General features: G+C 36.3%; 20 protein-coding genes. 10 read left to right on the top strand and 10 right to left on the bottom strand.

The genetic code is table 11. The features are described 5' to 3' along the window. Positions 1–3: 3 nt before the first annotated feature. From DCC35_RS12045 to DCC35_RS12000, 10 genes are all read right to left on the bottom strand, one after another. A complete protein-coding gene (locus tag DCC35_RS12045; RefSeq protein WP_137091040.1) occupies positions 4–1,065 on the bottom strand; it encodes a BamA/TamA family outer membrane protein in 1,062 nt (353 codons plus the stop codon). A gap of 29 nt (positions 1,066–1,094) precedes the next feature. Next, positions 1,095–2,081 (bottom strand): HupE/UreJ family protein, encoded by a 987-nt coding sequence (locus DCC35_RS12040; RefSeq protein WP_137091039.1) that lies wholly within the window; start codon positions 2,079–2,081, stop codon positions 1,095–1,097. Positions 2,082–2,097: 16 nt separating this feature from the next. Beyond that, entirely contained in the window at positions 2,098–2,970 is an 873-nt protein-coding gene (locus tag DCC35_RS12035; protein WP_137091038.1) for a peptidyl-prolyl cis-trans isomerase, read from the bottom strand. Positions 2,971–3,022: 52 nt separating this feature from the next. Continuing rightward, complete coding sequence (locus DCC35_RS12030) at positions 3,023–3,850, bottom strand: transporter (protein WP_137091037.1); 828 nt, start codon at positions 3,848–3,850, stop codon at positions 3,023–3,025. Between the two features lie 71 nt (positions 3,851–3,921). Further along, the gene (locus DCC35_RS12025) at positions 3,922–5,820 is read right to left on the bottom strand and encodes a DUF3604 domain-containing protein (protein ID WP_137091036.1); all 1,899 of its coding nucleotides are present in this window, start codon (positions 5,818–5,820) and stop codon (positions 3,922–3,924) included. A 263-nt stretch (positions 5,821–6,083) separates the two neighbouring features. Next, positions 6,084–7,628, bottom strand: coding sequence for an arylsulfatase (locus DCC35_RS12020; RefSeq protein WP_137091035.1), 1,545 nt, complete (start codon positions 7,626–7,628; stop codon positions 6,084–6,086). Between the two features lie 38 nt (positions 7,629–7,666). Continuing rightward, positions 7,667–9,238, bottom strand: a complete 1,572-nt coding sequence (locus tag DCC35_RS12015; protein WP_137091034.1) for an arylsulfatase — start codon at positions 9,236–9,238, stop codon at positions 7,667–7,669. Between the two features lie 134 nt (positions 9,239–9,372). Further along, a complete protein-coding gene (locus DCC35_RS12010; RefSeq protein WP_246070008.1) occupies positions 9,373–10,269 on the bottom strand; it encodes a hypothetical protein in 897 nt (298 codons plus the stop codon). 186 nt (positions 10,270–10,455) lie between these two features. Beyond that, a complete protein-coding gene (locus tag DCC35_RS12005) occupies positions 10,456–12,009 on the bottom strand; it encodes an arylsulfatase (RefSeq protein ID WP_137091033.1) in 1,554 nt (517 codons plus the stop codon). Positions 12,010–12,294: 285 nt separating this feature from the next. After that, complete coding sequence (locus DCC35_RS12000) at positions 12,295–14,160, bottom strand: outer membrane protein assembly factor BamB family protein (RefSeq protein ID WP_137091032.1); 1,866 nt, start codon at positions 14,158–14,160, stop codon at positions 12,295–12,297. Positions 14,161–14,492: 332 nt separating this feature from the next. On the opposite strand from DCC35_RS12000, the gene DCC35_RS11995 reads away from it, so the two are divergent. The 10 genes from DCC35_RS11995 (at position 14,493) to DCC35_RS11950 (ending at position 24,489) form a co-directional block, all read left to right on the top strand. After that, on the top strand, positions 14,493–15,548 hold the full coding sequence (locus DCC35_RS11995; protein ID WP_217495824.1) for an endonuclease/exonuclease/phosphatase family protein: 1,056 nt from the start codon (positions 14,493–14,495) through the stop codon (positions 15,546–15,548). A 6-nt stretch (positions 15,549–15,554) separates the two neighbouring features. Continuing rightward, positions 15,555–16,253, top strand: coding sequence for a potassium channel family protein (locus tag DCC35_RS11990; protein ID WP_137091031.1), 699 nt, complete (start codon positions 15,555–15,557; stop codon positions 16,251–16,253). Beyond that, entirely contained in the window at positions 16,246–16,881 is a 636-nt protein-coding gene (locus DCC35_RS11985; RefSeq protein WP_137091030.1) for a chloramphenicol acetyltransferase, read from the top strand. Before DCC35_RS11990 ends, DCC35_RS11985 begins: the two co-directional genes overlap by 8 nt. Positions 16,882–16,945: 64 nt before the next feature. Next, positions 16,946–18,919 (top strand): monovalent cation:proton antiporter family protein, encoded by a 1,974-nt coding sequence (locus DCC35_RS11980; protein WP_137091029.1) that lies wholly within the window; start codon positions 16,946–16,948, stop codon positions 18,917–18,919. Positions 18,920–19,016: 97 nt separating this feature from the next. After that, positions 19,017–19,229 (top strand): DUF1328 family protein, encoded by a 213-nt coding sequence (locus DCC35_RS11975; protein ID WP_449405363.1) that lies wholly within the window; start codon positions 19,017–19,019, stop codon positions 19,227–19,229. Positions 19,230–19,560: 331 nt separating this feature from the next. Next, on the top strand, positions 19,561–20,499 hold the full coding sequence (locus DCC35_RS11970; RefSeq protein WP_246070007.1) for a c-type cytochrome: 939 nt from the start codon (positions 19,561–19,563) through the stop codon (positions 20,497–20,499). Beyond that, complete coding sequence (locus tag DCC35_RS11965) at positions 20,496–21,845, top strand: OprD family outer membrane porin (protein ID WP_137091027.1); 1,350 nt, start codon at positions 20,496–20,498, stop codon at positions 21,843–21,845. The genes DCC35_RS11970 and DCC35_RS11965 overlap by 4 nt, the downstream gene beginning before the upstream one ends. Before the next feature lie 141 nt (positions 21,846–21,986). Beyond that, positions 21,987–23,327 (top strand): MBL fold metallo-hydrolase, encoded by a 1,341-nt coding sequence (locus tag DCC35_RS11960; RefSeq protein WP_137091026.1) that lies wholly within the window; start codon positions 21,987–21,989, stop codon positions 23,325–23,327. Positions 23,328–23,424: 97 nt separating this feature from the next. After that, positions 23,425–23,991, top strand: a complete 567-nt coding sequence (locus DCC35_RS11955; protein ID WP_137091025.1) for an HdeD family acid-resistance protein — start codon at positions 23,425–23,427, stop codon at positions 23,989–23,991. 69 nt (positions 23,992–24,060) lie between these two features. Next, positions 24,061–24,489: an HYC_CC_PP family protein gene (locus DCC35_RS11950; protein ID WP_449405362.1), complete on the top strand. Its 429-nt coding sequence runs from the start codon at positions 24,061–24,063 to the stop codon at positions 24,487–24,489. Positions 24,490–24,526 lie beyond the last annotated feature (37 nt).

The raw sequence follows: 24,526 nt of genomic DNA, 5'->3' as shown, positions 1-24,526 counted from the left end.
AAATCAGAATGCCTCTGTTATTCTGAAATAAATCCCCCAATCACGGACTCCTCCAGCCAGATCAATCCCGGCATTTATCCTCTTATCCGGGATCATCATATATCGCAACCCGGCGCCACCACCCGGCAGTAGCTGACTCCAGCCATCCGGTGCATGTGAAATAGCCATTCCGGTAAAAGCCACCATTCCCCATTTGTTATGAAAAGTCCATCGGTATTCTGCTTGTAAAGCTATATTTTGTTCTCCACGGAATTCTCCCTGAGTATAGCCTCGGATATCAGTTCTGCCAATCGTTCGCTGTCCTTCAAAAGGTATTTCATCACCAACGGCAAAATAACCGTATAATCGGGTAGCTACTGTTCGCAATGAGTCTATCGGGAAATATTTATTCACTTCTAATTGGATATTGTTGAACTTCACATCTGATCCCAGCCAGTCGCGGTAATTGAATGTAGATAACTTCGCAAATAAGCCATAATGCGAATTATATACATTCGAACGGTTATCCCATTCCAGCACTCCGCCAATTCCATTAAAAGATTGTGTTCCATTTTCGATATCTACAGGAATATCAAAGAGTGTTTCCCTTTTTGAAAAAATTAACTGAGGTCCGAAGTACAAATTTTCTCTTAACCGGAAGCCGATATTCATGTAAGCGAAATCTGATGCCGTATTAAAATCAATGAATACACCTCCCGGAAAAAAAGTATCTTCATAATATTGAAAATTGAAATCAACTAAACCCGCCGCAGCCTTAATTCTCATTTTATTTTGAGCAAAGAATAACTGAGTATACGCCAAAGTCATCCAGGATTTGTTAGTTGACCAGAATCCCATAACGCCAACTGATGAGATGGGAGAGAGGGTATCCTTTTCACTCATGTCAAAAAATCCCATGCCCATTGCACCGATCTTAAATCCGATAGACCGATTATAATCAATTGTCGGCAGACCAATAATTCTGAATTTCTTTTCTTTCTCAGGCCTCTCCTGGGCATTTATATCGGGATTAAACAAGCATAAAAAGCTGATTAAGAGTAAGTAAAGTAACTTTGATTTTACCATTTATAAAGATGGATGTCATAAAATTATTCTTAAATCCAGAAACCGGCAATTCGTTCGATAGTCCAGAAAGCGGCAATAGATCCGATTGCATAGGCTGGTACCTTTTTGAGGATAACCGGCCAGTCCTTTTTTAGTGCTAAACCTCTGATCACTGCAAGCACAACCACAACGAAGGCAATCTGTCCTATTTCAACACCGATATTGAAAAAAGCTAATGCCAGGGGAATATCAGATTGAGGAAGACCAACTTCAGCCAGCGCTCCGGCAAATCCAAAGCCATGCAACAGGCCAAATGTAAAGGCAACCAGCCAGGTTTTTTTACTGGTGATCGTTTCCTGGCCATTTATATTTTTTACTATTTCAACCGCCAGAAAAATAATACTTAGCGCAATTACTGCTTCAACGGGTGGTCCCGGTAGATTGGCAAAGCCCAATACAGCCATGCTCAACGTAATACTATGGGCAATAGTAAAAGCGGTGATCGTTTTAACAATCTTTTTAAATCCTTTTGTGATGATAATAAGTGCCAATACGAATAGTAAATGGTCGATTCCAAACCAAATATGTTCTACTCCAAGTACCGTATAACTTTTGATAACCTGGAAAGTACTTATTCTACCCGGGATGACCTTTTCAGGTTCATCCGGTTTTAACATGAAGGATACTTTTTCTCCATTCAAATAATCAACGTTGACTAATACATCAATCATTGTCTTTTGCAGACCATCAATGGTAAGATTCTGACCTTCTAACGGTGACTGGGTAGTAAGGGAATATGAATATAACATGGCACCCTCCATTACTTTTGGGATGGTTAGCTCTCTTAGGTTATCTGATTCAGGAAAAACAGGGTGAAGCCGGAGAACCATATCACCTCTTCTGGGGATCTTCCAGAATACATTATAAGTATTTTCATCAACTTGTTTGATATGAAGATAAGCCGGTCTCATTTCATGGGCTGCGATGTGAAGCGGCAGTAATATCATCGTGATCAACAAAAAGAATAAATTTTTCATTGTTTTGATCATTATATTAACTCCCAAATTCCGACATAATTTTATCTTTCAATTCTTTATCCAGATTAGCTTTCAGCTTAAGCTCATATCCAGATTTTATATTGTCATAGATCTTCTTGCGGCTTTCTATTTCCATATCATAATCGTAATCTCTCCTGATTACATCTTTCATTTGAGCAAATGAGGGTAGTTTGGGTTCTGTTCTGTCGGTTAAATAAATCAAATGTGTTCCAAAACCGGATTCCACAGGACCGGTCCATTGGTTTAGCGGAAGCTCTTGAAGTGATTCGGCTATTTTACCACCGAGTTCCGAATTTAGTTTATTGGCATAAATACTCTCATAATAATAGGGGAACGGAAGAGGGTCACCAAATTTCATAAACTGTTCGGGAGAAAGATCACTATTGTCATTTAAAATTAGTTTAGCCTGATTCACCGGGTCTGAATGATTATCATAAGTGAAACATACCTGGTAAAAACTAAACTGATGTGGTCGAAGATACCGGCCTGAATTTTCTTTGTAATAAGATTCAAGATCTTCATCACTTGGTTTATTAACCAAGGCAGAAACATCATTAGTAAGAAAGTCCATTTTCTGAGCCAGTCTTCTTTTAATTATCTCGTCGTTATGGTCGAGATTCATCTTTAATGCCTCCCGGTACATCACCTCTTGTTTAACTGTTTTCTTAATTAATCCGGTTAGTTCTTCAGTAGTGGGTTCGCGCTGCCATTGTAATTCCCAGATAGACACCAGGTGACTGATATCACTATCATCAATAATGATGTCCTTATCAGAATCATATTCGTCAGTGGTTAATGAATACACCATAAATATAAGCAGCCCTATTAATACGAAATGGAGAAATGGCTCTTTTAAAAGCTTCTTCATAGATACAAATTGGTTTGATTGATATTAAAATATTAATTAGTTTATTTGTTTCCTATTTAGGGAAAAGAAAGATAAGAACTGCTCTTCCACCAAGGTCTGCTCTGGCTCCATCAGGTGCATCCAGGTTGAATCTTGGGCCGATAACCAATTGAAATTTTTGTTTCCCCATGGCACTAACTGCACTAAAAGTAGGATTAAACCAAATAGTTCCTTCCGAGGTTTCCCAGTTTTGAGTCCACTCTATGTTTGCTCCAATGCCGGATCCTGATTTCCAGTTATAAACGATAAAAGGTTGAAAAAACATCTGGCTGACATCCTGTCGATCTTCATCTCCGGATACTGACCATATCTGGTTTATCAATCCTCCGAAGGTCCATCCATTCGTTTGGGTAAGGGCGACTGCAGTTGGCCCCACTCCAAATTGATCAGTTGTAAGAAAGTCATTAGACCCAATAGGTAATAGAAACACAGGCCCAACACCCCAGGTAAACTTTTCTGAATTACTGGGAGAGAAAAATGCAGATACTACCGCATCACTTAAGCCACTTTGCTTACTACCGGGTTCGGTTATATTATATTGAGTAATAACCGGGAAAATATATCTTGTTATCAGATTTAAATTTTCAGATAGCTTAATGGGTACCACAGGCTGGATATTCAATGTATTTCTTGTCCCTTCAAATTCTCCAATACCAAAATCCGTATTATTTTGAAAGGGAACTGAAATTAGAGAAGCAATTGGGTTAGCCAGTTTCTTTGCAAGTTCTTCGGCTTCAGAGCTTGCAGGTTTAGCGGCATCTTCCTGCGAAAATCCGATAAACCCTGTTTGAACGAAGAAAAAGATCGCAATTAGCCTTATGTTTAGAATATAATGTTTCATATTACTGATCGGTTACTAGTTCTTGAATCAATACGAAAAATCTTATAATTCAGGAAATAGATAGCTTTATCCTAATTAGAGGGGGTATACCAAATCGGTGAACTATATACTCTTTCCTGAATCGTAGCCGGGTGATTTGTTTCTTTTACGTCAATTCCCAGTTCTATGGCATCGAGAAGAGAATATCTCGGAGTTGGAATTTCAAGTACTCTGACATAATAAAAAGCATTTTTTGTCGGATCAAAATCAGGATCTGTCCAGACAACTTTTAATTCAGCATCACCAATTGTATTAGTATATTTTCCTGTCGCCAGATCAACTGTATTTCCAACAGGTTCACTTCCGTCTGTTCTGTCATCAGATAAAGCTACATCATAGACCATTTCTTTAGTACTTCCATCCGCTTCAAGCCAGCCTTTGATTACCTGTATTCTATCCAGGTTGGCCGCGTTAGGATCTTTGATTGCAGAAATCATAAACGTAGGTGCATTATCTCCACTCGGGCTCAGATCACCGCCCATTGGCACACCGCGGTCATAGCCGGTTTCAACCATATCGGTTCCCAGATCACTGTCTGAAAAATCAAACCCTCCAAAAAACCTGAGTTTGATCCTCGGTCCGGTAGTAGCATATACTTCTTTTCGTTGAAAGGCATCGACAATACTCTGACGCGTATTACTTTCAGACCATACAGCCACCCAACCGGCAGCGCCCATATCCCAGCCTTTAGACGATCCTATACCTGTAGGATGTGGGCGTTTTTCAGGAGTGGCATCGTGTTGCCCTTTGCCAGCGAAATTTGTTTCTTCAATTGCCGACATCCCCGTATGCGAATCACTACTTCCAACCATTCCTACTTTATATGGATTAACGCCAATTTTTTCTTCTAATGCAAGACCTCTTTTTAATCCGGATCGCACGTAATCTGCCTTAGTTGGCTCAGCTCTTCTTCCGTCAGGTGTAAGGGCAAAGTCATAGGTTTCATAATCTGCAAATTCATCGTTGGGAGAAAGAGCGGGGTGAGTTTCTGAATCGCCCTTTATTTGGGTTACTTCTACATTTTTTTCCCATTTCATTCTTGTCCTGGCATATTCTTCATTAACAGGCTCACCATTTAGCCTGGTTTCAGGAAACATTAAGCCGAGACTAATATTAGGGTTGTGGGGAATTGCAACAAATTCTGCCCCGACACGGGAACTCGTTTCTTCAAGAAACTTCCATAAGTCTTCGGGATCTTCACTGTATAATGCACTATATGGTAAAAATTGTTTTCCAACACCACCATCCTGTGGCATAAAAATCACCCGATGAAGATTAGCTCCTCCCGCGTTAGAACTCCATTCCCATCCAATTAAGGTTGTGAATGTTCCAGGATTATTATGCCTTTCAGCAGTTTCAATATATCGGTACCATGCTTCCTTTCTATTTTCACCCCCAAGGTCATTCATCAAGTCTTTACTACCTAAATCAGCCTCATTTGGTTCATCAAAACCTGCATAATTGAGGATGTCGTAGATTTTCTGAAGTCCTTCCTCATTATTTTTATCCGGATTGATTTCAAGGAATTTTTTTCCGGATTTCGTATTTGCTACTTCAGGATTATTATCATAAAGCAAAGTAAATGCACCAAGCATTTCTGCATGATCTGCAACGACCAGAAAATCCAGTGGCTCAGTCAGTTTCATTGGTCTTCCAGAAGTGGGACTTTCTACTTCTTCACCTTTGGCAAATCTATAAGCTGTTTCAGGAGTAGAATTTGGTGTTCCAAATAAAAATACATCGAATGAATTTCCGGTATGATTATGAGTATCACCCCAATAGACGTCTTTAAGGGGATTGTTTTTTATCTCTGTTTCTGTTTTATCTGTCTCAGTGGTTTCAGTCACATTTTCATTTTCCTGATTACCCGAACAGGAAATGATTACCAGGACTCCCAACAAGACCAGTAATTGGTAGTTGAAATTTTTCATAGATCATGTGAGTTTGGCATAAATAATTTATGATTTCAAAGCCTTGATTTAACTATAGAAACCACTTAAATAGACTATTATTTTGATTATTATATTAAGATAATGAAAAAACAACAATAGTAACGGTTTTGAGTATGCTGATAATATTTGTTTATAAATATTAATTCAAAGTGTATTATTATAGAAATTTTATAAAAGTCCATTTCAAGTTTCGAAAAAGACTTTTATAAAATCGGATATATTTATAAATCGAATTAAAAATTTTAACGCGATCCCGGCATGTTATTAATTTTCTCACTTAAATTAGTGACCTGAACAGACATACCTTTCTGACTGGGTGGATATTCTTCAAAACTTTGCACGAATCTCCCAATAATTTTACCGGCCTGTCCAAGAATCCAGCTCCTGTTTTCGGCCCACTCATCATATCCGCGGGCTTCGATAAATCTTTCAAATGGATCCAGCTTCAGGTTGATAAGAATAGGAGTGGAAAGCGGTACCTGTTCGGCACGGAACCATTCTTCCTGGTCGATGAAAAGTAATTTCCAGTCTGTGAAACGCATACCGTGAAAAACGGTTTCTGTAAAGTAGAAAAATTCTTTCCGGTTAGTTTTACCATTATTTAGCAAAATATCGCTTTGATCATATCCATCAAGGTGTACTTTATATTCTTTGCCATTGATAACCATGCCATCAAGTAGATCTTCTTTGATATCATCATCACCAACCCATGACATGAGTGTAGGCACCCAATCCTCCATAGTCATAAATTCACCAGTATGAGTGCCGGCAGGTATTTTACCATCCCACTTAACCATCATTGGAACTTTAAAACCGCCTTCCCAGCCTCCTACACCTTTCTCGCCATGAAATGGGTGATTTCCGCCATCCGGCCATGAATTAGATGGTGCTCCGTTGTCAGTAGAGAACATAACAATAGTGTTTTCATCTACACCAAGTTCTTCAAGAAGAGCCAGTAATTCCCCAACATCATCATCCAGCTCCATCATACCGTCTGCATAAAGACCATAACCGCTCTTTCCTTCGTATTCATCACTCAGGTTCGTACGATAGTGCATGCGTGTCGTATTGTGCCATACGAAAAAAGGCTTGTCATCTTCAACTGCATCCCTGATAAATCGCTTTGACTGCTCCATTACCTGCTGATCAAGAGTTCTCTGTACTTCACGCCCCCATGGACCCAGGTCTTCGATTTCCTGGGACCCGTCAGCGAGTGCTTTAGAATGGATGATCCCGCGTTGATCGAGATTCCACTTTTCCAGCGTTTTTTCATCCTTCGGAAAATCGTATTGTTCAGGATATTCACCGGCATTAAGATGGTAAAGAATACCATAAAACTCATCAAATCCATGAGCAGTAGGAAGGTGTTCATCCCGATCACCCAGGTGGTTTTTACCAAACTGCCCGGTAACATAACCATGGTCCTTGAGCATAGATGCCAGGGTAGGATCACTATCCTGAATTCCTTCTTTTGCTCCGGGAAGCCCTACAGTAGTCAGTCCGGTACGAATAGGATACTGCCCGGTGATAAAAGCTGCTCTTCCTGCTGTACATGACGCCTGAGCTAAATGATCCATAAAGATCATTCCTTCAAGTGCTATTTTATCAATGTTAGGAGTAGATCCTCCCATCATTCCTCTGTGATAGGCACTGATATTCCACATGCCGATATCATCTCCCCAGATTATAAGAATATTGGGTTTTTCTTTATCCTGGGCCATCACTATTGACGAAAACATAAATAACCCAAGTAATAAACATTGTTTAAAGGATTTAATTTTATTCATATTGGTTAATGGTTAATAGTTAATACTCTATAGTTACATTACTGCTTCGCTTTATTAATAAACTCTTGTACAACATTTGACATATCAAATGATTTACCACCCTGTACCGGTGGATATTCTTTTAGCGTATTCAAATGATGTCCCATTAATTCACCCATTGGTTGAATAAGCCAGGATACTTTTTGCATCAGATGCCCATAAGAATCTGTGTTATCATAGCTTTCATATGGATCCATTCGAATGTTGAATACCAATGGTACAGTCCGGGGTTCCAGGTTAGCATAGTAATCTTCCTTAGTGGAGAAATGAAACTTCCAGGGCCCCATTCTTATTGCTGTTAACTTACTTTCATAATAATGAAATATATGATTACGGGCAGACTTATCTGTTTTACCCATCCAGTAATCCAGGTTGTTGACTCCATCAATATATTGATTCTTTTCTTCCATAATCATTTCTGCAACATTATCTACACCTGCAGCAGCTGCCAATGTTGTAAATAGATCCTGATGTCCCTGAATTCCATTTAGTAGTTGTCGTTCTGGGATTTTACCGGGCCATCTAACCATACAGGGAACCCTGATGCCTCCTTCGTATGTTGTCATTTTCTCTCCCCGGAAGGGTGTTGTACCTCCATGAGGCCATGAAGCATGCTCCGGACCATTATCTGTAGAATACAAAATGATGGTATTGTCTAATAATCCCATTTCTTCAAGTTGATCTAATACATATCCAATATCTGAATCATGTTGTAACATTCCTGCACCGTAGTAATCCGCCTCACTCGTGTATTTTTCTACCTTATTTAACCATTTATCTTCAATTCGGGTGTATAGGTGCATTCTGGAGGTATTTAACCATACAAAGAAAGGCTCATCATCTTCTTTAGACTGTTTTATAAAATCAAGTGCTTTTGGTATAACTTCTTCCCGGTCAAAATTTTTCATTCTCTCCTGGGTTAGAGGACCGGTATCAGTGATTCGTTGTTTCCCAACTTCTCCAAATCTGGGATCTGTCGTATCATCATATTCATCGGTGGCGAACGAATGGATTACTCCCCGGGTGCCAAATTTCTTTTCATATTCCTCTAAAGATCCTTCATATGCTCTTGCAAAATTTTGATAATCTCTTTGCTCTGCTTCTTCCTGTGTATTTAGGTGATAAAGATTTCCGAAAAATTCTTCGAATCCATGAACAGTTGGCAAATGCTCATTTCGATCTCCCAGGTGATTTTTGCCAAAATGCCCGGTACTATAGCCTTGTGCTAAAAGTACTTCTGCAAGGCTTGGAGACTCTTTTTGAAGACCTAATGCATCTCCTGGTTGTCCTACCGTGGTCATTCCAGATCTTATCGGATACTGACCAGTAATAAAAGCAGCTCTTCCAGCTGTACATGACGGCTGGGCATAATGGTCAGTAAATATAATTCCTTCCAGACCTATTCGGTCAATATTAGGAGTTCTATAAGCCATAACTCCATGTTCGTATGCACTTAAATTTGACCATCCAATATCATCTCCCCAGATTACTAAAATATTGGGTTTGTCCTGAGCATTCAGCATCAGTGGAAGGCTTAACAGGAAAATTGAAAATATTAATTTGCTTCTCATAACATTTGGTATTATTGATTGATAAATAATTTTAAATGTGCTTTTTTTCCATACAATTACATTTTAGCCTGAAGTTTAATTTTCAGTTAGTAGTGTAATATAAAATTTTATAACTTTCCCGGGTATATAATGTTCTAAAATCCGATAAACCGGTAATTTAAGTTTAGCATAAACTGACTTCTTTTACCAAACACTCCCAACTCAGTTCTGAGTATCCATCGTTTATTAAATTGATATTGAGCACCAAAAATCAGGTTTATTGGTTTCGCTACTTTTTTATCAAGTTTATAATTTATCGTCGCATTTCCGGGATCAATTCCGTTACTGATATCCTCAAGTTTGTTAATGATTTGATTAGCGACTAATCTTTGTGGTGGTGGGAGAGTAGCAGCCCAGTCTCTTAAATTATCTATGGTCTGCCCGCTTCCGACATTAGGAAACACATTCTGTAGAGGTATGCTTCCTTCTGTATCACTTTGTATTACCTGGTAAAAGAAACCTCCCCATATAGCCAGGTTGCTTTGTGGGTTATTGGGATTAAAGAATGTATGACCGACTCTCAGGCTGCCATTGTATGCAGGCACCGGTTCAACAACTACTTCGACATCTGCCCAGTTATAATTATTATCCAGCGCTAGCCAGACAGGCCCTATTGCCCCGGCAATTGTTACGCCTAAACCAAAAGATGACGCTCCAAATCTCTGAGTGGTTCGAATTCCAACAGGATTTAATAAAGTAACATCTGTTTCTGTGGTACCACCCCCGATTATTGCATAAACATTTAGAAATGGTAAAATCCAGATATCTGGTCTGATTGTATAAGCATTAGTTGTTGCCACTGTAGGAGCAAAAACTACAAAGTCACTCAGGTCAACCAATTCTCCATCGTTAAATCCAATTAATGTACGGTCAATTTGTATTTCCTGTGTTTGCGTAAAATAAACCCCACTGATTCCGTAAGCATATTGAATATCATATCCTCTTTTATAAGCTTGTTTACCCAAAACAGGCAAAATTTTGTTGTACTCCATTTGCTCCAGGCTATCAAAATACCTGTTATATATTTCGTTGTCATATCTGCGGGTTGATTGTGAATAACTACAATAATGAAATAAAATTGTAATGGATAAAATTATTATTTTCTTTTTCAATTTCTTTAAAAATATTATGAAGAGGGATGAATCAAATCACCCCTCGATTAAATGTCAAAAATATTCTTATCTGGCTCCGGTAGCTCCATCGGCCATTGTTTCCATCACTTTATCCAATGAAAAGCTTGCGGCTTTTTGTCTTGGAGGATATTCTTTAAAAGTTTCTAAGAATTTACCTACATAAGCCTGAGCAGGCACTAAAATATATGCGCGATCAAGTAGCCAATTATAATAAACATTAGAGGTTTCTTCTGCTCTTTCGTAAGGATCTCTTCTTAAATTAAAAATTAACGGTACTCGTAAAGGAACAAACGGCTCCATCCACACCCGGAAAGTTCCTTGTGTTTTTTGTTCCATGAAAATCACCTTCCAGTCTTTATATCTTAATGCGGTCAGATCGCCATCGTCTGAAAAATAGAATATTTCTTCTCTTGGACTTTCTACATTTTGAGGATCTTTAAGATGTTCTCTAAGGTCATATCCATCAAGGTGAATTTTATAGTTTCTCCCTAATGCACTGGAAGTATACCCATCGAGAAGATCTTCTTTAATATTTTCTTTTCCAGCTGCGGCAGCAAAAGTAGGTAACCAATCCATGTGATGAACGATACCATTGGATACAGTTCCGGGTTTTACAACACCTGGCCATCTTACCATGGCTGGAACTCTCCAGCCTCCTTCCCAGTTTGTGTTCTTTTCTCCTCTAAAGGGAGTTGCAGCAGCATCAGGCCAGGTATTATAATGAGGACCATTATCTGTAGAATAATGTACGATAGTGTTTTCTGCAATACCTAATTCATCCAATAGATCGAGGAATTTCCCAATATGCATATCATGTTCTAACATTCCCACAGTATATTCGTCGGCGTGGGGATATTTTTCTTTGAATTTGGCCATGCGTTCTTCACTGACATGAGTACGAAAATGCATCCTTGTTCCATTCCACCAGACAAACCATGGGTTGCCTGCCTCATGTTGTTCACGAATAAATTCAATTGCAGCATCTGAAGTTTCATCATCGATACTTTCCATTCTTTTCTTTGTAAGTGGACCAGTATCTTCGATTTTACCATCTGCTGTAGATTTAATTACTCCTCTTGGTCCAAAGTTTTTCCTGAATTCCGGATCTTTCGGGTAATCTTCATTTTCTGGTTCTTCTTCGGCATTTAGATGGTAGAGATTACCGAAAAACACATCAAAACCATGATTGGTAGGTAGGTGCTCATCACGATCACCCAGATGGTTTTTTCCAAATTGCCCGGTGGAATAACCCTGGTCTTTCAAAATAACTGCAATAGTTGGATCAGCTTCATTCATCCCTTCTTTTGCTCCGGGTAATCCGACTTTTGATAATCCGGTTCTAAATACACTTTGCCCCATAATAAACGAGGATCGACCGGCTGTACAAGATTGTTCTCCGTAATAATCAGTAAAGGTAATTCCTTCTTTGCCAATTCGATCAATATTGGGTGTCTGGTAACCCATAACACCCTTTGTGTAATTTGAGATGTTTGACTGTCCGACATCGTCTCCCCATATCACAAGGATATTTGGTTTATCCTGGGCATTCATAATATTGAGAATGACAAAAGATAGAAAAGTGGTTAATAGAAATTTCATAGTAATAAAGATTAAAGTTTAAGGAAACCTTTATTAAGATAAAATATTTATATTATTTATTCATATGTTTATATAATAAAAGTGACTATATCGGGTATATGATATAGTCAGAAGTTAATATTTATTATGTGGATAGACACTTTTACCGACATCAAATGAATCTGGTATAATAATAAATATTAGATAATTTGGTATTAGTTCAAATTAATTAAAATCTCCTAAAATCAGCAAAAACAAAAAAAGCGTGACCAGAAGGCCACGCTTTAAAATTGATACCATTAAAAATTACAACTGGTAACCAGTAATAATTTTGTTCTTTTCGTTTACGAATACTCTGTCATCTACATTATCAATCACGTAATTAGGAGACTTGTCCATCAATGGAATTTTTTGATCGATCTCACCTGTTGCTTTATTGATTCTATAAATAAATACTGGGTCAGCACCTTCAGACTGCATTTGTGTCACTACAAACTGATGGTCTTTAGTAAGCTTAGAGTTCATATATCTCTTTTTAGTTACTTCAAACACAGGCTCCCATGTTCCGGAGCTGGTACCTGAGTATAAACCTACTACGAGACTGGAAGAAGAAGAACCCTCTGCCTGATCAAGGTTTGTATACAATGTTCCATTTGATATTGCCTCCAGTGTTTTAAGGTTGTCAATTGAACCCTGAATATCAACATCAATGCCATAAGCTGCTAAACCTATTTCAGCTATTTGGTAAAGCCCTTCAATAGTATAAGGTGCTTTGAAGAATTTAGTATAAACAACCTGACCATCAGTATTCATGAAAGAAAGGTGATTGGCTGTATAAAAGAAATATCCGTCGTTTACATACTCAGCCTTTAATTCAGTCTTTTTATTTACCTCTGCGAATTCCACATCTTCTGCAATTTGATCCAATGCACCTGTTTCCGGATCTAATTTGAAAGCATCACCACCTTCATAGAAAACGATCTTATTTAACTTGCTATCAAAAGTAACAGCTGGGATTGATTTAAATTTGATGTCTTTATCCCATACATCCTTACCCTTATCATATCCAAGAATATTAGAACGCTCAGTAGAAAGGTAAAGAACTCCTTTTTTAGTTGGTAATGCATAGTAAATGTATCCTTTTACATCAGTATCCCAAACCTTGTCTCCATTAGCATCAACGATTGCGATCGGACTCTTTTTCTCATCTTTCCCAATTGCAATATATCCACCTTCGTAAGGTATTACTTCATCAAGGTAATCTATCTTAAAAGATTTCTTCCATTTAAACTCACCACTATTAGGATCAATTAGATTAAATCCTTCTGATTCGACTAATACAAGATTTCCTTTTCCATCATCTATAATATCGATCAAAGTACCTCTTAATTTCAATTTACCAGGTGTAATATCTTTGCCAGTACCCGGCTCGAATACCTGGAGTTTTTTACTTCCCTTAACGCCAAGGTACAAGCTGTTATTAAGATCTGAATAAACTAAGGCTTTGATGTTTTTATCAGCCTCCATTTGCCATTTAGTAGAACCATCTTTAAGGTTAAAAGCAAAGATCTCCTCTTTAAGACCAATGATTAATTCATTTTCTGTAAAAATAGGACCGTGTTTAATGAATCCCATTCCCATTACATTATTTACTTTTGCTTTTAATCCTTTTAATTCACCAAGGTCAGCAACCCATTCTTCTTTCCAGGTTTTCAGACTAAATTTCATCACCTGTCGATTGCCTTCACCCATTAATTCAAAAAGAATACAAGCCTTTTCAGGAACAAGGTAATATTCCTTAATGCTGTAGTTCCCATCTTTGGTATCAAATACAATAGAACCGTCTATAGCATTGATAATAATACCTCTTTTCTTGCCTGCTATGGGTGCATACTCAGCCATAAACAATGGTAACCCATCGATATTTCTAAAAGAATTTCGATCAACAGCTTTTAGCTCTTTATTATGCCAGACAATTTTACCTGTTGAATGGTCAAGAGCTAAAAGTCCCTTAGCTCCGGAAGCTATAATATATCCATTGTTTGCTTGCTCTACCCAACCAACTTCATAAAGAACTTCCTTTAAATCTTTACTCCATAGTTTTTCCTGTGCTTGAATTGTACCTGTCGCTATAAAAAGCAGCGCAAATACAAAAAATAAAATCCTATTCATAGTTAATTAAAAAGTTTATAAAAAATTAAAGCCGCAAATATATGTTTCAGAAAATAAAATCAAACTTTTTTTAGATGAATGATGCCTAAACTTTTTTGTCAAAATACGATTAAATAAATGACTCATGCTATAAGTTCCTTTTAATAAGGGACTTACTTTTTTTATAGCCAATTTTGCAATTGAGCAATTCTAACTATTGAATAGAAAATAATTGGTTAAAGGGAAAGACAGTTGTTCTCCAAAACACAATATCGACATTTCAGTCTATTTTATTATTTATTTTTAAAATAGAAAAATTCTGCTGAAATTATAGCAATAAAATTATAATCATTTTGGATATAATATTGACCATCGTTATTAGGGTATTAGCCATACTTATGGTTTTTGCTACCTTATTACCATTATTAAGACATGATTTCTGGACTTTTAGAGTATTTGAATTTCCCAGGCTACAAAAGTGGGTCATTAATCTTGTCATCATCTCCATCTTCTTTGCTTATTTTGATGATTTTCAGGTAATAGACATAATTCTTCTGGTTTTACTTTCAGGAAGTATCTTGTTTTTGTCCTATCAGATTTATCCCTACACTGTTTTTTCGCCTATTCAATTGAGTAGAGTAAAAACTGATTCCAAAAATAATATTCGTCTTCTAATATCAAATGTATATCAGTATAATAAGCAATATGGAAAGCTCATTAAATTAATCTCCAAAAATGATCCGGATATCATTTTATTAGTTGAAACCAGTGCTGACTGGAGAGAAACAATGGATAAAGCGATAGGAGATCAATATACTGAGCGTGTCTTAGAAGATCAGGAAAATACGTACGGGATGTTACTATTCTCTAAATTAAAACTTGAAAACACTCATGTTAACTACTTAATAAAGAAGGAAATACCATCTATAGAAACAAATATTGTTTTAGGGTATAACCGAATTAAATTATTTTGTCTTCATCCCGAACCTCCGGTTCCAAGTGAAAACGCCTGGGCTACAGACCGAGATGCAGAAATTTTGATCGTTGGAAAAAAAGCTGCCGAAGAATCCTTACCAGTTATCGTAGCCGGAGACCTTAATGATGTCGCCTGGAGTCATACGACAGAATTATTTCTTAAAACAAGCGATTTACTTGATCCTCGACGAGGAAGGGGGTTTTATAATACATTTAATGCTAAATACCCATTACTAAGATGGCCGCTTGATCATATATTTTGTAGTCATCATTTTCAACTGATTAAACTAACAACTTTACCTTCAATAAATTCGGATCATTTTCCTGTGATGGTTGATCTTGCTCTTACCTTTAAACATGATGAGCATAAAAACCTGGAGATGGATAATGAGGAAAAAGTTGAAGTAGAAGAAAAAATAGAAAAAGCAGAGTAAAACACCTTGAATAAAAATAAGAAAAATATAAACCTTTGGATTAATATCCTCCTGACAGCTCTATTAGTATTCACTATTTTTATCATAAATCTCCTGCCTGAGGAAAACAAACAGAAAATATATGGTCACTCTTATGCTTTTATAATTCTATTATGTAGTTACGTTGTATTTATTAAAACCAAAGAACAGAATAAAACTGGCAAATCGCTGGTTTTCATTACCGGAATAACCCTTTTTATAGCGCGGTTTATAGGAAGTTACCTGCCTGGATCGATATTCTTTTCAATAATTTCACTATTAGAATTAATATTCTTTTTTTACGTAGTATTCAGATTGATCTTTATCATTGCGGCGGCTAAAAAAGTCAGTTCATCCGTTATTATTGAGGCTATAAACGGATACTTATTATTGGGCATAGTTATATCATTAGCCATCGGAATAGGTTATTGGTACGATAATAATTCTTTTGACTTTTCCTCCAGTTTTGATATAATGGAAAGAGGCCGTGGGTCAAGAACAGGTATATTTCTTTATTATGGCTTTGTGACTTTAACAACAGTCGGTTATGGAGATCTTGTCCCAACATCAAATTTTGGTAGGTCAATTGCTATTTTCACAGGAATAGCCGGACAACTTTATCTGGCAGTAATTTTAGCATTTTTGATTGGAAAGTTAAATTCCAGAAAACCCGGTATTAATGAGTAAGAGATCTGAATTGGATATTTCCACATGGAATAGACGTGAACATTTTAATTTTTTCAATTCATTTGAAGAACCCTATTTCGGATTTACAACAGATATAGATTGTACAGGTTCTTATAATTTATGTAAATCAAAAGACTGGTCCTTTTCTTTATATTATATGCATTGCATTCTTAAAGTTGCAAACTCAATAGATGCATTTAAACTTCGAATTTTAGATAATAGAGTCTATAAGTATGAAGTTTTGAGCCTGTCATCAACTGTATTAAGAGATGATAAGACTTTTGGCTTTACCTCGCTTAAGTATTATCCGGATTTTGAAGACTTTTTTATTAATGCTCAAAAAGAAATGAATGTGGTAAAAAAATCTTCCGGTTTAGATACTGAAAGGGCAGGGCCTGAAGCAATTCATTTCTCAAGTATTCCCTGGATTAAATTTTCTTCAATCAGTCATGCCAGATCTTTTAAATATAAAGATAGTTGTCCAAAGCTATCCGTTGGTAAACTAACTAATGAGAATGGGAAATATACAATTCCTGTATCAGCTCATGCTAACCATGCCTTAGTAGATGGGTACGATGTTGGGAAGTTTTTTACTAAACTTGAAAAATTATTAAATAACGAAGCTTAAACACTTTTCAGATAAGCAACATTGATTATCTTCATGGTAATTAATTAGTAATTACCTATAACCAATGCACGCAGCACCTCTTCTCATTGACATACTTTACCTGCTTGGTATATCAGTATTGGTAGTACTGATTTTTCAAAGCCTGAAATTACCCACGGTAATAGGCTTTCTTGCCTCGGGTGTCATAATAGGACCTTCTGGTTTAAGTCTTGTTGCTGCCAATGAAGAAGTCGAAATGCTGGCAGAAATTGGGGTTATATTCCTGCTTTTCGTTATAGGGCTTGAATTTTCAATTAAAAAACTGGCTTCAATTCGTAAAACAGTGCTACTGGGAGGGAGCTTGCAGGTAATCGCCACTATCATAATTGTAACCCTGGTAGTTTATTTTTTTGTAGACAATTTGATGGTAGCTGTTTTTATTGGTTTCTTATTTTCTCTATCCAGTTCTGCCCTCGTTTTTAAAATGCTTCAGGATAGAAATGAGATGGACATGCCTCATGGTCGATTTTCACTGGGTATATTGATATTTCAGGATGTGATCGTTGTTCCAATGATGCTGATTACTCCAATTATGGCAGGTAATACAGATAATGTATTTGAAAGTGTTGCTGAATTAGCAATAAAAACACTGGTAATCGTTGTTTTTACTTTGTTAAGTGCAAGATATGTAGTGCCTAAACTGATGCACTTGGTCGCTAAGACAAGGAGTAATGAGATTTTTATTTTCACCACACTAACTATTTGTCTTGGAGTAGCAGTTTTAACGGAGCAAGCCGGTCTTTCACTGGCATTTGGAGCTTTCATCGCCGGGCTGATTATTTCAGAATCTGAATACAGTCACAGGGCTGTCAGCCTGGTACTGCCTTTTAGAGAGCTCTTTACCGGCTTTTTCTTTATTTCAATCGGCATGCTTTTGAATCTTGGCTTTCTGTGGGAAAACATCGCCATTGTTTTGCCCGTATTGGTATTGGTCTTTCTACTGAAATCATTAATAGTCTTTTTTGCATCGAGCTTATTAAAATATCCATTCAGATCTAGTGTAGTAAGTGGACTGGCATTATTCCAGGTAGGTGAGTTTTCTTTTATTTTATCGCAGGTAGGTATAGAAAATGGACTTCTAACTCCGGAATTGAACCAGTACTTTTTATCTATTTCTATTTTATCAATGATATCAACTCCTTTTATCATGGGTTTTTCTGGCAACTTGTCTAATTTCTTGTCAGGGAAAAGAAGCCAGAAAAGGCGTAGACTGGATGATTTAAGAGAGGAAAAAATTGTTGGAACTGAAGATTTACAAGACCACCTTGTTATAATAGGCTTTGGTTTGAATGGGAAAAATGTAGCCAAAGCAGCTCGACTAACTGATATTCCTTATATAATAATTGAATTTAACGCTAAAACCGTAAAAGCAGAGCGAGGCAAAGGTGAAAAGATATTTTATGGTGATGCTTCCAATGATTTTATTCTTCATAAAGCTAATATAGAGAAGGCAAGAGTAGCTATCGTTGCTATTTCAGATCCAGGTGCAACCAAACGAATTGTATCTAACATTCGAACACTTACTCAGTCAGTTCATCTGATAGTAAGAACAAGATTTATTTCTGAAACAGACGAATTACTATTGCTGGGAGCTGATGAGGTAATACCTGAAGAATTTGAAACTTCGATTGAGATATTTTCAAGAGCTCTTCACAGATATTTAATTCCGGCACATCGCTTAGAAAATATAGCCAAACTATTCCGGTCTGATAATTACGAATTGTTAACCAGGAAAAAAGAAAGTAAGAAAATCAGACCTTTGAGTATCCCTGAGATTAATATTGAGGCAATCAGGATAATTTCAGACTCCGGTTCAGTAATTGGAAAATCTCTGGCAGATTCTGATATAAGGAAAAAATTCAGGATCAATATTTTAGGGATAAACCGACAAAATGAATTTATTCAATCAGGGCCCGAGGAAGTAATCAGAAGGGGAGATGTAATTTATGTTTGTGGCAAACCCGATGATATTGTAAACTTTAGCAAGGCTATTAGCTAATATTGTTGTACCGAAAAAACTACGATTCTTGTAGAATATTTTCCCCTCAGATTATATATAAACTAACATAATCCCATTAAAATGGCTTTAACAATAGTTGGCAGAATTTTGGTTGTTTAAAAGCCAAAAAACAAATAATCAATCTATTATGTTACGTTGGACAATAATTTTCTTAGTAATCGCCATTATCGCCGCACTATTTGGATTTGGAGGTATAGCCGCCGGTGCAGCATCTATCGCAAAAATTATTTTCTTCATCTTTATTGTGCTGTTTGTCATCTCCTTGATAGCAAGGTTAGTCAAGAAGTAAATGTGAAATTGATATTATAAAGAGCCGCCATTGAGCGGCTTTTTTTATGTTCTAGTGTGACATTAGTTACTTTTTTTGAATGATTGCCGAAGTAATTTTGTAACAGTCATTCGGTAAAACGTTAGTGAACATTTCTGTAATCGTATTTTCATTACTTGTTTTCCGATGATTACAGGTGAAGTATAGTGGTTTCATAAAAACAGCTTCACCTGTATAATTGTTAACCATCAGATCTATTCAAATGAACATTGAAAAAACTATCGGGAAATTAGCTCTCGTGTTGTCCTTATTGGTATTTGGATTGTCGATTTTTTTTATTTTGGTAAGCCTTATGAATTTTTACCCCGAATTTTTATCTGACAATAATAGAGAAGTTTCCTTTATCGAAAATAAAACTATCGAAAAACATCTACCTTCCGGCCGTAAGGGTAAAGAAATAAAATATGGATATTTATTAATAAGTCAATCTCCCGGTTACATGGGTTCACAGACATCAAGTGAAGATTTAAGATATACTGGTAATAACCTTTCATGCACCAGTTGCCACCTGGATAATGGTACAAAACCAGGTGCAGCATCATGGGTGGGTGTTACGAAAAGATATCCTAAATTCAGAGGCAGGGAAAATAAAGTATCTACCCTGGAAGACCGTGTAAATGGATGCATGGAAAGAAGTATGGATGGCAAACCACTTCCAAAAGATTCACCTCAAATGGAAGCCATTATAAGCTATATGGAGTGGTTAAGTGAAGGAGCTACAGAACAGATAGTTCAAAAACATGCTGGTTTTACAAATATTGAAATCCCGTCTTTTCGAGCAGACACTTTAATTGGCGAAACTATTTATGAAAAGGAATGCGCTCTCTGCCATGGCAGTGATGGTGAGGGAATTAAAATAGATAACAAAAATAAAGTTTATCAATATCCACCTCTTTGGGGATACGATACTTATAATAATGGAGCTGGTATGCACAGAGTATTAACAGCTGCTGCTTTTATAAAAGGGAATATGCCATTTGGCCAGGCGACAGTCGAAAAACCAAAACTTAGTGATGAAGAAGCAATTCACGTTGCTGCATATATAAATAAATTTAAGAGACCGATAAAAAGTAATTCTCAAAAGGACTTTCCTGACAGGAAATTAAAACCTATCTCAACACCTTATGGCCCCTGGGAAGATGAATTTGATTCTATTCAGCATAAATATGGTCCTTTCAAACCTATTGCTGATTATTATTATCAACAGTACGGATTAAAAAAGAAAAAATGAGGTTAAACAGGCTTTTATATCCATTATTACTATTACTGCTAATAAGTTTAAATGTATCAGGACAGAAAACAGATAGTCTTGAAGAATCTGGAGTTTCCGGACAGTTCCGAACATTCTACATGAGTACTTTCAATAAAGACAGTCTTAAAGATTTCCATTCTCTCGCAGTGGGAGGATACCTGAAATACACTTATCAATTTAATGAATCTATTGAAGCTGGAATTGCAGGGTATCTATCTGTAAATACAAATGTTCAGGACCTGAGCAAACCTGATCCGACTACTGGTAAATTCAGTAGATATGAACTTGGACTTTATGACTTAAATGATCCATCAGATAACTTCATTCCAATATTAGGAGAATTATATATCAGATATCACAAGAATAGTCATGATGTGAAATTAGGAAGAATGAAAGTTAAAACCCCGTTTTTAAATGGACAGGATGGGCGAATGATCCCTACTTTGATACAGGGAATCTGGTATAAGAATAAATCTATAAAAAGAACTCAGATTGAGGTTGGAGTTTTAAATGAAATATCACCTAGATCAACAAGTGGATTTTATTCTATTGGTAAATCTATCGGAAAATATCCTACAGGAAGAAATGAAAATGGAAGTAAAAGCGGTTACAAAGATAATACAGAGTCTGATTACCTGATTGTATTTAATGTCGATCACAAGTTAACAGAATCTCTGAAATTTGAAATATGGAATTATTACACAGATAATGTATTCAATGCCTTTTATTTTAAACCAACCTATGAATTTAAGAATAATAAAACAGCAATAAGTTTCGAGTGGTTAAACCAGTTGAGAGTAGGAGAAGGAGGTAATCCAATTGACTCACTCCGATATTTCACCCCATCAAAATCAAATATTGTCGGGCTGCAAATCAGTCATAAAATAGGGAAAGGTAAATTTTCGATCGCTTATGATTACATCTTCCCGGATGGAAGGTTTCTATTTCCAAGAGAATGGGGTAGAGAGTTTTTATTTAGTTTTCAAAAACGTGAGAGAACTGAGGGATTTGCTAATAATCATGCCATTGTTCTTACTTATCAAAGAAAGATCGTATCAGGTAAAAATGTATTCAATACGACAATAAGTGCGGGTCGTCATATAAGACCGACCGTTACCGATCCTGAATTGAATAAATACGCAATGCCCGATTATACCCATGTAAATCTGGATGTATTTTATTCAAACAAATCCTTAAAGGGCTTTAAGCCTGAAATGTTATTAACATGGAAACCGGGAAGTGGTAATTATCCCGACAATCCTAATTACATAATAAATAAAGTAGATATGTTTCAAGTTAACTTTGTTCTTAATTACAACTTTTAATTAATTGAAAATTAGGCACTTGTAATTATTTACTTAAAGCTACAGTAATGACAATTAATGTGACTAAGGTCACCAACATCTACTATTAGTTATCGTTATAATAAGTAGAATCAATTTAAAACCAACTATACAATTAAAGACATGGAAATTAAAAGATTTTACGACAAACCATTAGCACAGGCATCATACCTTATAATTGATAATAATGAAGCTGCTGTTGTCGATCCGGCAAGAGATCCACAGCCATATCTTGATTATTTAAGAAAAAAAGATGCTAAGCTAACTGCTATATTTGAAACCCATCCCCATGCGGATTTCGTTAGTAGTCACCTCGAACTAAAAGAAAAAACAGGAGCTCGTATATATATTAACCCGGATGTTGGTGTGGATTATAAATTTGAGCCCTTAAGACATAATGAAGAGGTACTCATAGGTGATCTGGTAATCAGGGCATTATTTACTCCCGGGCATTCACCAGATCATAACTCTTACCTGTTAATAGATAACAAAGGGAAGGAACATGCAGTTTTTACAGGTGATTCACTATTTATAGGTGATGTAGGTCGTCCCGATCTTAGAGAAGGTGCTGGAAATATTCAGTTAAGCCGAAAAGAATTAGCTGGGTTGATGTATGATACGATAAACAACGTATTTAAGAATCTGAATGATGACGTTATAGTTTATCCGGCACATGGGGCAGGCTCATTATGTGGCAAGAATATGAGTGATGAACTTGATTCAACCATAGGTAAGCAAAAGCAAACTAACTGGGCATTTAAGGTGGAAGATAAAGATAAGTTTATTGAGGCTTTTCTGGAAGGGCAACCATTCATACCGATGTATTTTCCATTTGATGTGGACATGAACAGGAGTGGAGCCGGTTCGATAGAAGAAACATTGAGTAAAATACCTGTAGTTAAAAATACTTCAGAAATAAATAAAGATGCGGTGTTAGTTGATGTCAGAGATGAAGATAGTTTCAAAGAAGGACATCTTAAAGGCGCAATTAATATTCAAGCAGGTGAAGAAGATAAATTCGAAACCTGGTTGGGGTCGATAGTTAATCCGAAAAGTCCTTTTTACCTTATAGGAGCTAATTCTGATCAGATTGAAAAGACCAAAAAACGGGTTTCCAAAATTGGATATGAAGGAAGATTATTAGGAACATATTCAGTTAATGGTGAAAAAGATGTGTCTGATAAACAACTTGATCTGGATGATTTTAAAAACAATACAGATAATTATACAATAGTAGATATCAGGAATAACTCTGAAACTGAAGAAGGCTTATTCTTTAATAATGCCATTGCAATTCCACTTCCGGAATTGAAAGATCGGGTTAATGAAATACCGACAGATAAGCCAATAGTAGTTCATTGTGCAGGTGGTTACAGATCTGCGATTGGATCCAGTCTGCTACAGAAAGAAATCCCTGAGACTACAGTTTATGATCTCAGCGATGATGTAGAAAAGTTTAAATAGTATTGTTTTAAGTTTTATAAAAAACGGACTGCCATTAAGGTTAGTCCGTTTGTTTTTATAAATGACATGACTTATATTATCAAAAAACAAACTAGTTATGTCTGAATTTACTAAATCTGTTAGATCGACTATCAAGCATTGGTATTTACATTTAATCATTGGGATATTATTGATATTAGTAGGAGCCTATGTATTTACCAATCCTGTTGATGCTTATGTCACCCTGGCATTTATTTTCGGTATTACATTTTTATTTACAGGAGCCATTGAGATCATCTACGCAATTGCTAATCGCAACGAATTGGATAGCTGGGGCTGGTCTTTAGGTGGTGGAATCCTGGAAGTCCTGATTGGTATTATAATTCTTTCAAGACCCGAAATAGGAATGATTGTTTTAGCTTTTATAGTAGGCTTTGCTTTGTTGTTCAGATCCATGCTTTCAGTTAGCTGGTCAATGGAAATCAGAAAATACCAAAACCCGAATTGGGGCTGGATGCTTTTCTTAGGGATAATAGGTGTAATTCTTGCATTTATTCTTCTATGGAATCCTATTATTGCCGGGGCGACTGTTGTTATCTGGACAGCAATAACATTTATAGCTATCGGAATATTTGAGATCATTCTTTCTTTTAATTTGAAAAAGCTTAAAAGTAAAATCGATTAACAAATATTAATGTGCTTATATTTTAATTTATCACAACTAATCATATATTTGAATCGTTAAAAGTTTGATTTGAAACGAGTAATTTCCATATCGCTAATTTTAATATTGTTACTTGGTAATAGTAGCATTACCATGGCAACTCATATTTGCGGTGGCATTCCAATGCTTTCTGAAATTACATTTGGAACGAAGAATCTTGATTGCGGGATGGAAATGGATAATGATCGTGAAGGTAAGCATGACCATAATTCAAATCAAACAATTTTGAAAGGGCCAAAGTGCTGTGATAATCACTATCAATCTATTGAAACAGATGATATAACTGTACCCTCAAAGATTTCAATAGATAGTTTCAATTTCACATTTATTGCATCTTTTATAGTTGCCTTTTCTCCTGAAGTAATAACTTTAGATTATCTTAATTCAAACCTCAGAAAACCACTTTTACCTCCTGTAATTAATGACCTTATCGTCATACATGAGGCCTTTCTTTTATAGTATCGATTCACCAACAATACATTTAAAGATATTATAA

The sequence above is a fragment of the Mangrovivirga cuniculi genome (assembly GCF_005166025.1).
Classification (GTDB): domain Bacteria; phylum Bacteroidota; class Bacteroidia; order Cytophagales; family Cyclobacteriaceae; genus Mangrovivirga; species Mangrovivirga cuniculi.
This window is presented reverse-complemented; position numbering and strand designations above follow the sequence as displayed.

What these genes read in the sequence shown, in the direction of transcription:
- DCC35_RS12045 (WP_137091040.1), bottom strand. Translation starts at nt 1,065, where the DNA reads ATGGTAAAATCAAAGTTACTTTACTTACTCTTAATCAGCTTTTTATGC.
- DCC35_RS12000 (WP_137091032.1), bottom strand. Translation starts at nt 14,160, where the DNA reads ATGAATAGGATTTTATTTTTTGTATTTGCGCTGCTTTTTATAGCGACA.
- DCC35_RS12030 (WP_137091037.1), bottom strand. Translation starts at nt 3,850, where the DNA reads ATGAAACATTATATTCTAAACATAAGGCTAATTGCGATCTTTTTCTTC.
- DCC35_RS12040 (WP_137091039.1), bottom strand. Translation starts at nt 2,081, where the DNA reads ATGAAAAATTTATTCTTTTTGTTGATCACGATGATATTACTGCCGCTT.
- DCC35_RS11980 (WP_137091029.1), top strand. Translation starts at nt 16,946, where the DNA reads ATGCACGCAGCACCTCTTCTCATTGACATACTTTACCTGCTTGGTATA.
- DCC35_RS12015 (WP_137091034.1), bottom strand. Translation starts at nt 9,238, where the DNA reads ATGAGAAGCAAATTAATATTTTCAATTTTCCTGTTAAGCCTTCCACTG.
- DCC35_RS11970 (WP_246070007.1), top strand. Translation starts at nt 19,561, where the DNA reads ATGAATTTTTACCCCGAATTTTTATCTGACAATAATAGAGAAGTTTCC.
- DCC35_RS11960 (WP_137091026.1), top strand. Translation starts at nt 21,987, where the DNA reads ATGGAAATTAAAAGATTTTACGACAAACCATTAGCACAGGCATCATAC.
- DCC35_RS11965 (WP_137091027.1), top strand. Translation starts at nt 20,496, where the DNA reads ATGAGGTTAAACAGGCTTTTATATCCATTATTACTATTACTGCTAATA.
- DCC35_RS11955 (WP_137091025.1), top strand. Translation starts at nt 23,425, where the DNA reads ATGTCTGAATTTACTAAATCTGTTAGATCGACTATCAAGCATTGGTAT.
- DCC35_RS11985 (WP_137091030.1), top strand. Translation starts at nt 16,246, where the DNA reads ATGAGTAAGAGATCTGAATTGGATATTTCCACATGGAATAGACGTGAA.
- DCC35_RS12020 (WP_137091035.1), bottom strand. Translation starts at nt 7,628, where the DNA reads ATGAATAAAATTAAATCCTTTAAACAATGTTTATTACTTGGGTTATTT.
- DCC35_RS12035 (WP_137091038.1), bottom strand. Translation starts at nt 2,970, where the DNA reads ATGAAGAAGCTTTTAAAAGAGCCATTTCTCCATTTCGTATTAATAGGG.
- DCC35_RS12025 (WP_137091036.1), bottom strand. Translation starts at nt 5,820, where the DNA reads ATGAAAAATTTCAACTACCAATTACTGGTCTTGTTGGGAGTCCTGGTA.
- DCC35_RS12010 (WP_246070008.1), bottom strand. Translation starts at nt 10,269, where the DNA reads ATGGAGTACAACAAAATTTTGCCTGTTTTGGGTAAACAAGCTTATAAA.
- DCC35_RS12005 (WP_137091033.1), bottom strand. Translation starts at nt 12,009, where the DNA reads ATGAAATTTCTATTAACCACTTTTCTATCTTTTGTCATTCTCAATATT.